Origin of the sequence: Pseudoalteromonas sp. P1-8, assembly GCF_001399985.1 — a bacterium.
Classification (GTDB): Bacteria; Pseudomonadota; Gammaproteobacteria; order Enterobacterales; family Alteromonadaceae; genus Pseudoalteromonas.
In genome coordinates this window covers 86,236-100,734 of record NZ_LJSO01000005.1, presented here as the reverse complement: position 1 = coordinate 100,734, position 14,499 = coordinate 86,236, and the positions used below count along the sequence as shown (strand labels likewise).

The window sequence follows — 14,499 nt, the reverse complement described above, 5'->3', positions numbered from 1 at the left end:
TTAGTGAACGGGCGGCCATGTTTTTTGATGCAGCTAAGATAATGGTTTGTTGCTCAAGTTTTGTACTTGAAGGAAAGGGACACACCCTTATCCTAGCTACAAGTGCGCTACAGTATACATAGACCTTATGGAGAGGGGAAGAACTTGCGACACTTGCCCCTTGTGATGCGACAGTTAGTAGCTTGCATAAGGTACAACAGGTTTACCCGGGAAAGCCAGTTCGCTATACACCGGATTAAAGTAATAACGAAAATACAGCTGAGCATAATTCGGCTCGTAAAAATCGGCTCTATCTAAGTTGACGTAACCACCAAAGAACCAATGAGGCGTGAATCGATACTCAAAACTTGCCCCTAAGTTATACGATAAACCATTGCTGGTATCGCCTTCAAAGTAAGGTACAACGCCCGTAACAGCTGTTTGAGCCTCTGCTTGGCCTTGCAAAATAGGGTCGTTAGGAAAAAATGCGATGTCGTCTGTCGTGGTGGTTGACCAAGATACGCCAGCGCGCAGTCGGTATACAAAATTATGACCAACTCGCTTATCAAAAATCACAGGTAATGAAGCGCCCAAGTAGTTTTGTGGACTGTAATAGCCACCATGTCCCCAGGTTTCTTCACTTAAATTATACTTATACGACCAGTGTAATAAGTTAAGGCCTAGACTTAATTCGGTGTTTCTTTCGCGAATATAACGATAATAACTGCCACCCATTAGGCTGTAGCTTTGATTATCTTTTACGTTTTTACCTTGCAAGATTTGATAGTTAGTACTGCCCCAAAAACCCCAATCTAGGCCAAGGTCATGAGATAGACTAAGTTGTAATTGCGTAGCTCTAACACCGCCCCATACTTGGTTGGTAAAGACATCTTCTAGTCCGGCGTAAGATAATACAGAGCTGGTAACCGGGCGTTTATTAAAGGTAACGCCATAACCAAAGTCGCCTAAATCACCATTGTAATTAACGCCCCACACGATATCTTCGACTAAAAAGCCAAGTGGAGTGGTCCCAACATCAATTCGCCATTGCTCGTTTTGCCAAGCAAGGCCAATATCCATACCTTGTTGCTTTGGTTTTATACTTAAAAGTGGGCAGTCAAAAATACACAGGGCTCCTTGACCATAGCGGCTACCAGCAAAGGTTTCATCAAAGCGGGTTTCTTGGCTCGATATTGTCATTGGGTCTAATTTCACAATCCCAGTGCCACCCCATAGCGGGAAACCTGCTTCAATAGGCGTTGCACCAGCGCCCAGTGTGGACTCATTTTGTGTGCTGGTTTGGCTACTTAAGTTGATTGCAGCAGTGATATACGCTTGCTCATCGCGCTCAATACCTTGCAATTGACGCTTGGCATTATTGACATACCAAGCTTCATTTTCATCAAGGGCATACAGTTCATAGTTCTGCTCATCGCTTAAGGTGCTCGTTGCCGTATCTGGATCAACTGCAGCGCGGTACCAGCTTTGAGCAAGCGTAGTTTGTTGCTTAGCTTGCGCAACCGCTGCTGCTTGATAATAAAGCTCTTGGTTGTTGTTTGATTTAGCTAGCAATTGCTCAGCTAGATTTATCGCACTTTGTGTATCTTCAAATTGTTCAAGGGCTGCCATTAATTGCTGCTGACGATAGCTTTGCTCACTTGAAAGCTGATTAATTTGCCCAGCAATGATGCGATCTGCTAAACCATCTCTTTGTTGCTGACGAGCAAGTGTCGCAATAGCTAAAGCAGTATCCGTTGACACAGTTTGTCCTTTTGCAACGTGCTGCTCAAAGCGGATAATGGCCTGATTACTATTGCCTTGCTCGATATGAGCATTGATCAGCGCCTCTGACAGTTCTGGGTTATCAGGGTAACGTGTTGCAAGCTCTGAGAGCTTAGCAACTCGTTGGTTACTATCACTAAAGCGATTAACGTAATTAACTTGTAGTGCTAACCATTGTGATTGCTCTGCATCGGTTGCGTTACTCGGCAGTTGATAGTCTGCAAACCAGCTATCAGCAGCGTTTTTATCGTTGCTTTCAATTAGCCAATTTGCATATGTCATGTGCCAATATGGGCTCAAACTTGGGTCACGAGTAAGAGCTTTTTTCAGTTGCCTTATTGCATACTGCTGCTCATTAATTTGTTGCCATTGACTGGCAAGCTCAGCTTGCATTAAAGGTGTTAATGGCTGTGCTTCTAACTCGGTGAGCTTATAAATCACCGTGGCTTTATTCGTGGCTGTATTGTTGGCAGAGAGCCTTTCTAGTTTGGTATTAATACTTAGCTGCTCTGTAAGCACATTAATTTGTTCAGTGCGCGCGTTATTAGGAATGTAATCTAAGGTTGCCAGTGCTCCTTGGTAATCGTTCAACGAACGTAAAAATAGTGCATGGCTATAACGCAAATCTGCATCTAGCGGAAATTGCCACAAGGTTTTTTTATACAGAGCTTTGGCATGATCAACTAAACCTTGTTGTTGATATAAATTTGCAAGGTCGTAGTAAAGCCAGCTTTGACGTGGGCTTTGTTTGATTGCCATAAGTAGCACATCAACTGCTTCATCTAGCTTACCTTCAGCAGTAAGCTCATCAGCGCGGGTTCTCAGTTGCTGTGTTTGTAATAGGGTATAATCTTCAGCAATTAATGCCTGTTGCTGACGAGTTAAGCCATTATAAAAACGATGACTACGAGCATAATTACCATCTGAGGCGGTCAATTCAAGCATGGCACGCAAAGTAGGCTGTTGCAGAGGGTCGTCTTTTAGCACTTGCTTATAAAGGTTCATTGCGTTTTGCAGTTGGCCTGCTTGTTTGGCAAGTTCAGCACGGTAAAACAATACCGTATTAGGGTCTTCATTTAAGGTGTCAGCTAAATCCAGCTTAAGCGCAGCCTGTTTGAGTTCATTGCTACTAATGGCTGATTTAGCTTCATCTATGTATTGCCAAAAACGAGCAGTATTGGCGAGGCCTTTTAAAACTGTTATACGGTTTGCATCTATGCTGTATTTTTGAGCTTTTTTAAAGTACTGGTAAGCATTGGCATTACGACCTTGCCTTAAGTTCAATAAACCTAAGCTATTGTATATTTCAGGATCTTGAGGACGACCTCGCAGTGCTTTATTAAAAAGCTTTTCTGCTGTATCAAAGTGGCGTTTTTCAAGTTCGACACTGCCCATAAGCCATGTCTGATACGCAGGGTCTGCTTGCTTTTTTTGCTCCGCTAAATGCGCTTTTTTAAAGTCACTAAATTGTAGCTGACCTTTACTGCTTTTAGGGTAGGCTGCAAAGTAACGCTGATATTCGCGCTCAGTTTGTTTATTAAGCGGCATATCCTCAAGGGCTGCAAGCCACGCAAACTCAGCTTCAACACCATATTGGTTACTGTGTGCATAATGGCTCAGTAATTCTATGGCTTCTTTGTTTGTTGGGTTTTGTTTTAACAGATGTCTTGCGTAGGCAAGCTCAAAACGGCCACTATTTGGGTAGCGTTTTAGTAAAGAACGATAACCGCGCAGTGCTTGCTGATATTGATTTGGATCTTGAGCAAGCCAGTTTATGTGCTCCAGCTCATATTCAATATTAGGGTAGGCGGATTTAAATAGCCGATTGTAGATTTTTACCGCGTCACTGTATTGTCCGGCCCTGGCACGAAGCCTGGCTTGTTGAACCGCTTCTTTGTCTTGGTTATTGACGCGTGCAAGTAGGGTTAAGCTTGTTACGCACGGATGTGATAGGTTACTAAGCTCTGCTAAATGCGCATTGGCTTTGTCGGTTTCTTTGAGACTATATAAAACGCGCACCTCGGCGCATTGCACTTGAGTATTTTTAGGTGCAATGCTTTGCAGCTTTTCTAAGCTGTCGCTCATCAATTGATTATCACGCTCAATTTCACCAAGTTGTACTTGGCTAATTAACCAATCAATTGATTGACTATCAAGGTCTTTGTTTATTGCTGCGGATGCACTGGAGCTTGCTAAAACTGCAGCAAGTAGCCACTTTATCGGCATTCATTGCTCCAGTTAGTTGTTAAAGCCCCGTTTTTATCAATACTAAAACGTTTGTTCAATGCGCTGTTACCAAATAAATACAACACGCTGTCGTAGTAGCGGCTGGTGGTAAAGCGGGTATCCATCATAATTTGCTGTTGTAAAGCTGTCACAGTTTGTGATGCATTATCTTCAGCAAGCAATGGCAATAAGGCGGCAACAAAACCACTTGGGGCGTTGCCTGCCGTTTTGCCTGAGACTGCATTGGTTTCTAATGGCACTTTGCCTGAAGAAACAATGCTATCAACAAAAGGTTTAAACTGCTGTGTAAGGGCATTTTTATAGGGGGCATCTTCTGCCATCATACTGGCCCAAAGGTAGACGCGGATCGCATTATAACTACCTGTAGCAGGGGCGCTTTTATCATGATAAAAGCCTTTTTCCACGCTGTAATTAACCCAATCAGGGCTCACGCCTTTTGGTGCTGTATCTATTAATAACTGCGCCGAGTTATCGTGTAATGTTTGCCAAGGCGAGTGCGGGTATAGGTGTGCAAATTGCGCAAATATAAATAGCGGTGCATAGCTTGGATTTAATTTCCAGCTACTGTCTTTTTCAAAGCCTGTTGGCCCAGGTAATAGAGTCAGACCGAGGTTTGGTATTTGCGCTGTTTCTTCACGAATGATGCGCTCAGCAAGCACTGAGCTGAGCACTGCGTAGCGTCTTTCATTCCATAAGATAGCTGCTTGCGACAGGGTATAAGCAATCCATAAATCTGAATCAGAAGCTGGATTTGAATCAAGGATTTGTCCTTGATTTTGCTTTATTCCCCATTGCCACGCTGGTAAACGGGTACTTAAATCACCTTCAGAAAGATGTACTTCAGTCCACTCAAGCAACTTATCGAAGCTGGCTTTATCATTGGCAAGTAAAGCAAAGAATAACGCATAAGATTGCCCCTCTGAGGTGGTAATACTGTAATCACTACCCAAATCAATTACGCGTCCTTCTGGTGTTATGAAATGAGTTTTAAAGTTATTCCATTGCGGCCAAGCGCTGCAGCTTAACTGAGCTAAGGCGTTGCTTGAAAAAACAAAAACGAATAGTAAAGAAGCGATAGTTTTCATTATGCCTGATCTCCTTCAGATAAACGTTTTTTGGTAAGTAGCGCGAGCACTCGCCACAACATAAATGAAATAAGTAATAGGGTTAGTAGTGATAGAATCGCTAACAATACTGGGCGGTCTGAAAAGTGGAACCAAATGAGGGTATGAATAGGCACGTGACCGACAAAATACTGTTCATCGGTTTTAATCGTTTTGATGCCTTGGCTATTGATAATGGCTGAGCTTCCCATTATTTGAGCTGTTTTATCATTATTCAGTAGAGCATCAGTGAGAAGTGCAAAAGCATTTTCATTACTGGCAATCAAAGAGACTACTGAGCGGTCTGAATCAAACGGTGACTGGAACCCGGACATCACGGCTAAACGACCAATGCTGCTTATATTTACTTTAATTTTTTCAGCACCTTTAGTGTCGTAGGCACCATTATAGATAGCTTGATCAACAATGCGTTGGTTGTTGTTGATAAGCACACTTAGGGCGCTGTCTTTGGCAAGTGAGTTTAAGAAAGAGTCAGGCTTACCAATAATAATAATGTCTTTATCGTTTAGCGCCAATTGGTTACTTGGAAATTGAATGTCTAAACGGTGCGCTGGGTAGCCTGTTATGGCACCCAAATGACCTGTGAAATTAAGCAATAAACTAATCGCGTTAACTGAGCTGTTAGCTTCCATTACAAGCGTACTTTGGTGTAAATCGGCATATTTGGTGAATGGGAAACCGCCATTTGCAAAGGCGCGTAGGTTTGGCATGGCAATATAGTGATGGAAGTCACTTACATCAATGGTAGAGCTGCCATCAATTGCACCAAATTCACCGCCTGCAGGAATGGCGCTACACTCACCGGTTTTTACGACTGCAAAATTAAAATCATAAGTCAGCTGGTTATTTGTTGTTAAATCTAACCCTGTTAGCTCAAAGTCTTGACGAGTTTTGGTTGGATTGAATTCAGATAAAAGCGGTAACAAGGTATCGGTTGTAATCGTTTTACCACCTTCGTTATCAAGAATAAAACCATCCACAAACTTACCGTTAATCAACATATTCAAACGCGACAACATGTTTTGCTCAACAGGCGTGTTGCGGTAATTCAAGGTAATAGGAATACCATTTTCACGCCAAGTGAATAAATCTGGTGCAAAACGCAAGTCTAACCGAACAGGTAGACCGCGATAGCCTTCCGATTGCAGCTGAGTTGGGTATTCAATAAATTCATCAAAGCTTACTGGGCGATCAGAACGCACCCACAGTGGCGCATCGTAGGCTTCTCGAAGCGGTAAGTTGCTAATTGCATCAATGGTTGCACTGCGACCTGTCATTACTTTATAGCCAAAGACTAAACCTACTACGGCTTCTTTCAATTGTGCTGTGTCTTTACCTAAAACAAGCAGTACTTTGGCGTAGCGCTGAGTAGGGCTGCTGATAATTTCTACAGTTGGCTTTTCAACATCAGGGTAATTCAATAAAAAATCAGGCTTGTTGTCGTTTGTTGCGAATACGACACTATGTTCTGTCGGTGTTGCATTAATTTGCACAGGGAACTGTGCTTTGCGCCATTTTGCTTGAGCGCCAAAAAAGCTTGATAGTGCAGCCGCTGCTTCGAGTGTGTTTTCATCAGGTTGTGACGCAAACACAAATGGCAAAGTGACCTTGTTGTAATCTCGCGAATCAAAAAATGGTGCAGGGAAATACTCAAGTAAGCTTTCAAGAGCAAGTGACTGACGGTCAATAGAAATACGGCTGCTTTTACTAAGCTCGGCCCATATTGTTTTACTATAGTCATCCTGACAAACCAGATCGTAAAAACCGACTAGTTCGAAGCGAATTTGGTTAAAGTCTTTAATTAGCTTAGGGTTAAGAACAATGCTGCGCTCAGAGACTGTGCCAATTGGCGTTGTCTTATCATCAATAGGTAGCACAGTGACAAGGTTTTCATTTAAGAAAATTTTCAAATGTGAGACACGGCCAATAAGTGATGGTGAGGTTGTGTATGAAAAGTCTAGAGTCAGTTTTTTCCCTAATTTATCGAGGCGGTTTGTAAAATCAACACGGGTACTATTACTCACTCCATCAAGCTTGAACTTGCTTAAACCAAGCTTTTCAAAGCTTAGCGTCATGCTTTCAATTGGTGCTTGCTCTGGGTAACCATCATCAAAAATCGCTTTATTAGAGAGAGGCTCAGCACTTATCGCCCAGCCAGATATGCCGAGTGTGCCAAAAGCTAATAACAAGGTTAAAAAAGTTTTTATCATGATGTTTTTAGTACTTTTGTTGGTTTTTTAGGTAATAGCGACGCCACAAAGTACAAGACTCTTGATGCAAACGCAATCGCGGGTCTTAATTCATTTGGGGCATGGAAAATCAAGTTCTTAAAGCCTCTTAGACTGGTATAAAAAACGTGAGAAAAGCTGTATGAAGGCTTGTCGTGTTTAAAGTTTTCTTGCCAATCAAGCCAAGCATCAGCACGTGAGAAAGTGCATTGAATAAAGGCTTTTTGTTTTTCTAAATCTAAATCCCTGAGGGTAAGACCCAGTTGTTTATCGCGGGTGTTACAAATATAAGTTGGGAATGAAAACTGCTTCAAGCCACGGCTCATGAGTAGCTCGACTTTATCATTTACACGGCAAAGGTGATTATGGTCAGTTTCAAGACCAACACCATTATTTGAGTAGTCCGTAATTTTTACTTTAATAGTACGGCCATTAGCAAGGCGAATAGCTGCAGGGAAATTTGCTTTAATGCGGTGTGAGCTGCGTACTTGTTTGGCTTCAGCGGCAACAGCCACAGCTGCACCTAAAATTATCACGTTATAGCTTGCCCACAGCATGCTAATGACGAGTACGCCTATTTGTGAACTATCGCCGAAGAGCAATCTAAACACGCCGTAGGTCATACCCAAAACGTTAACAAGCAACAAGATTATATAAGGCTTTGAAATCGTCCAATCGTAGTGATCTTGCTTGTTTAAACCGCCTTTTTCAGTCACGTTAAATTTACCCTTATTCGGGTTGATAAGCGCAACTGTCGTGGGTTTTAAAATATACCAAGCAAGTACTGACTCATAAACTTCGCCCCAAAATGAATAGCGGTATTTACCTTGAATTCGAGAGTTGGTTATTTTTACCTGTAACAGGGTTGGCACAATATAAAGAAAGATGGCAACAAACGGTGCATAGATAATTTGCGCATTAAAATAAATTAATGCCAGTGGCGCTGTTAAGAATACAATTCGCGGAATGCCTGATAAAAAGTGCAACATAGCGTTTAAATAGCACAAGCGCTGTGCGATATTTAGGCCCTTACCAAACAGCGGGTTATCTAATCGGAATATTTGTGCCATGCCGCGTGCCCAGCGAATACGTTGACCAACGTGGGCAGATAAACTATCTGTAGCTAGGCCGGCGGCTTGTGGAATATTAATATATGTTGTTTTGTAGCCAGCGCGCTGCATTCTTAGCGCGGTGTGGGCATCTTCAGTGACGGTTTCTACGGCAAAACCACCAATTTCTTCAAGGGCACTGCGCCTTAAAACAGCACACGAACCACAAAAGAAGGTCGCATCCCACATATCATTGCCATCTTGAATTAAGCCATAGAACAACATATTTTCATTTGGGATTTTACGATGGTTTTTGAGGTTGCGCTCAAACGGATCGGCAGAGAAAAAGTGGTGAGGTGTTTGCACTAAGCACACTTTACTGTCATTGATGAACTGTCCCATTGTCATCTGTAAAAATGAGCGAGCAGGGATGTGATCACAGTCAAAAATAGCGATGTAATCACCATTAGTAACTTTCATCGCATGATTCATGTTACCGGCTTTGGCATGGTTGTTATCAGGACGAGTTAAATAACCAACACCAATTTGCTTTGCGAATTCGGCAAATTCAGGGCGCTTACCATCATCTAGAATATAAATATTAAGCTTATCTGCTGGCCAATCAATACTTTGCGCGGCGATTGTCGTTGGCTTAACAACATCAAGCGGCTCGTTGTAAGTAGGAATATAAATATCAACTGTTGGCCAGTTTGTTGTATCTTTATCTAAAGCGATCGGTTTACGGTTTAATGGGTTGATGGTTTGGAAAAAACCTAAGATCAGTACCAACCAAGCGTAGCTTTCAGCAAGCAGCAAACCAATCCCTAGGGTAAGGGCTAAAGGGTCACCCCAGTTAAGAGTGTCAGTGTAGCGCCACCATAGATAACGTGTAGAGGTTGTAACAGAAAGGGTGATCATCACAATAGTGGCCATTTTCCCTTCAACCCGCCTTAGAGAATAAGCAACAACCAAAATTAAACTAATGAACACTGCTTGCGCTTCAATACTAAATGGCACGGTTACAAATATAGCCACCGCAAAAATAATGAGAGTGAAAAAAGCGACCTTTAAGGTGCTGTTTCTCCAAAGTGGAGAGCGACTCACTGCTTTATATGATTTAGTTTTTGTTTGCTTTCTAGCAACTAACCAAAGCCCTTTAAAAGAGCGTACTAGTTTACTGTCTGCCAGTCTCAATAAGCGAGCTGATCGCGTGATTTTACGCCAAGATTTACGCTGCTCAACGGCGATATGTTGCTGTGAGGTTGTGGTGGTATTGAATAGCGCAAGGTACACACTTTGCAATGCAATCCGAATGCAATTGCTTGGTGTAAGTACTGGTTGAGAAACATGAGGATACAAGCGTTTAAGTTTAAGCTTTAACTCACGTTTTTTATTGTTTTCTAATTTAATAAACAATGACAAAAAAAGCACAAAAAAGGGGAGTAAAATCGCTCCCAATAGGCTCATTTTGTGTTGGTTGTAATAACTATAAAATTTTATAAATACGAAGCGCACAAGTTGCTTCGTTAAAAACAACCCTAAAATACCTTTAAGTAGTCGGTGTGTGATACCGAGTGAATGGATGCTATTGGTCATTCTGACTCGCGCGGCTTACAAGCCAACCGGCTAGCGTTTCAAAGTCATCATTAGCAACGCTGTATGGAGCACAGTTAATCGCCACATTTCTAAATGCAGTTGCTTCTTTGATGACTTCATCTTTATTGATATATAAAGGTGCAATTAATGGTAATTCAGTCTGCCAAAGCTGCAATAAATCTGATTCAATCTCAGAGGCTGAATTATATTTATTGGTTAAAAAATAATGCTGCCAAGATGATTCAGCCTGCTTTAGAGTGTTTAAACGTTTGAAAGCAAAACTGTGACAAATAGCATCACAATTAATAATCTCAAGGAATATATCGTCTTCATTTAGTGAATAGCGGTGCACATCAACATGGGCTGGGCAGTCAAATAAAAACCAGCTGTCATCGCTGTCATTAAGCTGCTGACAACTTTCTATAATGCTTGAAAAGTCTAACCCTAAGTTCGAACGGCTGCCATAGGGTAAAAACTTTACGCCGTCGTTATCTTGGTGAAACTGCTCACATGCAGAGGCAAAGTTTGGGTAATCACTCCAGCCTAGCTGATGCTCCCAAGCAAGACCAAGGTGTAGGCCTAAGTCGCCTTTTGGATCTAAATCGATGGCATACACAGGCACATTTGATTTTCTCAAAGCACAAGCAAGGTTGGCCACAATAGATGTTGTACCAGTGCCACCTTTAATTCCTTTTAAAAAAATTCGCTTCATTTATGATTCTTTATTGCGTTTTTGTTAATTTTTTTCGTGCTCTGTGTTTGTGTTGTTGCTAATGCGATATCGTTAAGCAAAGGGTACTTTTCAATCGTTTTGCGATTTTTTTCAACATCAACAATTTCAACATAATCCGTTTCCTTGCCGCCAAATTGGCGTAACAGCTTTTCAATATCGTATTGAGTTAAGGTATGTGAATTTTTTACTGCAAAGTCATTCATCTAAAAAACCGTTATGAGAAAAATTAGCTTAAAAATGTTCACGATCCATGGACATAATCTGCATTATATATAGAATAGCGTTTAAAACTAGTACTAAAGTATCTTTTTTAAGGGTTTGTTGGTGCCTCATTTAAATATTACAGGACTAAACGGAGCTTTCTCTGAGCTAAAGCGAGGCGCAAACTATGCTTTACTTGCCCCGCTAGATAATCAGCTATTAGAGTTAACAAGGCATCTTTTAACCAATCATAAAGACTCGGTTTTTTTGCTCTCTGAACAAGTCGAATTATTTTTCGAAGGAGAGAGAAGCGAGTTATTATTTACCTTGTTCGAACAAGGGGTACTACGTCCTTTCCATTTACATCATAATGAGAATGTATCAAAAAGTTTGCATTTTTCCCGTGGTGTTATTAACGAAATAAAACAGTATGAGCAACTGAAAAACAGTACGGTTATCGTGCATGTCGATTCAGAACATTTAGTCTCTTTGAACGAACAGCAGCTTGGTGAAAAACTCAAGCTCTATGTTGCTTTGTCACAATCAAAAAATGTCACTTTAGTGTTTTTAATGTCAGGTGCTTATGTCAGTGAATTGAGACGTCAGTTATTAGCCTTAAACCGTTTCTTTGATGGCCTTATTTATATAACTCAAGAGGCATCAATTCGCACTCTTGAGTATGATTATTGGTGTCATAAAGAAGGAGTTATCGCTGGGCGTTCGGTTAATTTACAGCTTCATGATGGTCAACTTGCATTAGTTGAGGTAGAGCAAGAGGCTGATGATAAGTCGCAAGCAACGGAGCAAGACTTTGATGAAGACGAGGTATGGCTAACTCGCAGTGCTGTACCTGAGGGTACAAAGCTACCCGTGTTTTATAAAATAATTGATGATAATGATGCTCTTTTTTCTAAAGGGCTTACCAAAAAATCAGCGACGTTAGTTTTTGCAGTTACCCGATACACTGATTTAAAAGCGTTAGCCAAAGATTGCTTCTCTCTTCGAAAGAAATGTGGTCGCCGACTGAAATTAGTAATTCAAAATGTTGATGGCATTATTCGTCACCAGGACGAGTGCTTATTTTTAACTTTAGGGGTTAACCTTATTTTATATAGTTATTCTGAGCCTTCGCGTTTACTGTCACAAATTCAGTCAATTCAAGGGTTTCAGTTTACAAGGCCACTACCGAAATCTATTGATGATGTTCTAAAATACAGTGAAAATGTATTGGCTAAAGGTTATTTGCCTCCAGATAAGTTCGTACAGCAGGTTGCTAAACATAGTGACTCAGCTGCCAATCTGGGTGTAAGTGGCGTGCTTGTTATGTTGCAGCTTTTACCGCGTATTGATGCCATACATCCATTACATTTATTTCATGTAAAACGTGAAGGGGATATTTTTAGTTTTGCTGATGGCACGGTTTACCTTTATCTACATGCTTGTCGAGAGCACGATGTGGAAAGTGCGATTAAACACTTATTTAAATTACAGATAAGCGACTTTTTTATGTCAAAAAATGTCATTGCTGATCATTTTTATATTCAGCAAGAATGTCGCCGTATGCAACGTCATTTTGCTAATACTGAAATAACCGACTTTACCCAACAATTACAAGAAAACGTCAGTTACATTTTTGATACAAAAATAGCAGACATTGCAAATTTAAATACAGAGACACCGGAATTTAAAAAAGTGATTCGACCTATATCTGAGCCAATTAAAGTGACCTTAAAAGGTGAGCTATCATGAGCTTAAACCAGTTTTTTATTACTTTTATCATCGCAATGTTAATCGGCATTTTGCTAAGTAATACAGGTAAGGTATTGTTTAATAAAGTAGTCGTGCTCTACCGAAAACTAACATTTAGGCATGTATTATTAACGCCCTATACGCCAAAACGACACAAGAAGGATAACAAGTGAGGCTTTCAGGATTAGGTATTTGGAATTTATACTTTCTAGTTAAGTTTGTTCTGTATAGCCGAGGTGATATTTCTTTTGATTTATTTGCAAACTTAGCATTTTTTGCTTTTCTAGCGATCTCTTTTCAACATGTATGGTTATCTCGTATCAAACACGCTATGTGTGTGGTGGTAGGAGTGGCCTTGTTGTATCACGACTCGTGGTTGCCCCCGATTTCCAGGCTCACCAAGCAAGCTGGCAATGTACAAGACTTTAGCATCGGCTACTTTTTTGAGATCACAGCGCGCGTTGCTAGCCTCGATATGATTTTTGCGCTCTTTGCTTTAGTGGTTTTTTATTGGTTTACTGTGAAGTGGTTGCGTTACACCAGTATTTCAATTATTGGCTTTATGTATGCGTTTTGGTTAGGTGGGGCTGTTACGAGTGATGAGGTTACAACTCAAGTTGCTAGCAATAACCAAACTACAAAAAAACAAGTACCCGTTTTAGTTTCTGATACAGCAAAACAAAAGACACCGGATCAACAGTTACAAGACTTTTACCAGCAACAGAATTTACTACAAAGCCAGTTTCCTGACGTATTTAATGGCCAGCCATTTGATGTTGTTGTGCTAAATATTTGCTCTTTAGCGACGGCTGATTTAAATGCAATTGGTGTTGAGCCACGTAACTTATTTGCTGATTTTGATATTTTGTTTAGCCAATTTAACTCAGCAACGTCGTACAGTGGTCCTGCGGCAATTCGACTATTACGAGCAAGTTGCGGGCAAACAAGTCAAGAGCAACTATTTAAACCTGTTGATAAGCAATGTCAGCTATTCACTAACCTTGCTGAGCTTGGCTATAAAACCAGTGTGGCTCTTAACCACGATGGACATTTTGATGACTTTATTGGTTTGATTAGACAATACGGTGGTGTTTCTGTGCCAAAACTGGATTTTAGCCAATTTAGTGCTGCGCAGTATGGTTTCGATGGCAAACCGATTTATTCTGATGCGGATATACTCACTAATTGGTTGAAAAAGCAAGGTTCGAGTGAGCAGCCTAGGGCTCTTTACTACAACACCATTAGCTTACACGATGGCAATCAACTTGCTGGTCGTGAACGTATGAATAGCTTTGAAAGCTATCCGCTTAGACAACAGCGCTTATTTAATGACATCGATAAGTTTATAACTGAGTTAAAAGCACAAGGTCGAAACGTAATGCTGGTGGTTGTGCCTGAGCATGGGGCTGCCTTACAGGGTGATAAACTACAATTCTCTGGTTTGCGCGAAATTCCGAGCCCTTCAATAGTTTCAGTGCCAACAGCGGTTAAATTCATCGGTCCTGATATAAAGCATGATGGGCTGAATGTCGTTGATGAAACAATGAGTTATTTTTCATTATCAGAGTTAATCAATAATACGATGAAGTTAGATTTGTTCACAGGGTCGGTACCCATTAACCGAGTGCTTGATAATTTACCAACTTCAGCCAAGGTCGCCGAGAATGAGGATACGGTAATGATGTATATAAAAGGGCAGCCTTACATCCAATTAGATGGTGGAGAATGGACCAAGTACCCGACTAATTAAGTTATTTGTCCAAAATTGTTTACAATAGACTACCCAGCTGCAGGGAGTTAGCGTATTATTC

Annotated in this window: 8 protein-coding genes; 2 read left to right on the top strand and 6 right to left on the bottom strand. The window is 41.0% G+C overall.

What is annotated here, in order from left to right:
* Window positions 1-174: 174 nt before the first annotated feature.
* From AN213_RS08890 to bcsR, 6 genes are read right to left on the bottom strand one after another with little or no spacing between them, the layout of a single operon-like run.
* Window positions 175-3,987 carry a cellulose synthase subunit BcsC-related outer membrane protein gene (locus AN213_RS08890; RefSeq protein ID WP_055021460.1) on the bottom strand — a complete coding sequence of 1,271 codons (3,813 nt, stop codon included), beginning with the start codon at window positions 3,985-3,987 and terminating at the stop codon, window positions 175-177.
* Entirely contained in the window at window positions 3,978-5,093 is a 1,116-nt protein-coding gene (gene bcsZ / locus AN213_RS08885; protein ID WP_054561938.1) for a cellulose synthase complex periplasmic endoglucanase BcsZ, read from the bottom strand. The genes AN213_RS08890 and bcsZ overlap by 10 nt, the downstream gene beginning before the upstream one ends.
* Entirely contained in the window at window positions 5,093-7,342 is a 2,250-nt protein-coding gene (gene bcsB, locus AN213_RS08880; protein ID WP_055198380.1) for a cellulose biosynthesis cyclic di-GMP-binding regulatory protein BcsB, read from the bottom strand. Before bcsB ends, bcsZ begins: the two co-directional genes overlap by 1 nt.
* Entirely contained in the window at window positions 7,339-10,005 is a 2,667-nt protein-coding gene (gene bcsA, locus AN213_RS08875) for a UDP-forming cellulose synthase catalytic subunit (RefSeq protein ID WP_054561936.1), read from the bottom strand. Before bcsA ends, bcsB begins: the two co-directional genes overlap by 4 nt.
* A complete protein-coding gene (gene bcsQ, locus AN213_RS08870) occupies window positions 9,995-10,717 on the bottom strand; it encodes a cellulose biosynthesis protein BcsQ (protein ID WP_054561935.1) in 723 nt (240 codons plus the stop codon). Before bcsQ ends, bcsA begins: the two co-directional genes overlap by 11 nt.
* On the bottom strand, window positions 10,714-10,941 hold the full coding sequence (bcsR, locus tag AN213_RS08865) for a BcsR/BcsP family cellulose biosynthesis protein (protein WP_054561934.1): 228 nt from the start codon (window positions 10,939-10,941) through the stop codon (window positions 10,714-10,716). Before bcsR ends, bcsQ begins: the two co-directional genes overlap by 4 nt.
* A 121-nt stretch (window positions 10,942-11,062) precedes the next feature.
* Between bcsR and bcsE the strand changes: the two genes are divergently transcribed.
* Complete coding sequence (bcsE, locus tag AN213_RS08860) at window positions 11,063-12,688, top strand: cellulose biosynthesis protein BcsE (RefSeq protein WP_055198378.1); 1,626 nt, start codon at window positions 11,063-11,065, stop codon at window positions 12,686-12,688.
* Window positions 12,689-12,857: 169 nt separating this feature from the next.
* Complete coding sequence (gene bcsG / locus AN213_RS08855; protein WP_055198376.1) at window positions 12,858-14,438, top strand: cellulose biosynthesis protein BcsG; 1,581 nt, start codon at window positions 12,858-12,860, stop codon at window positions 14,436-14,438.
* Window positions 14,439-14,499: the final 61 nt, after the last annotated feature.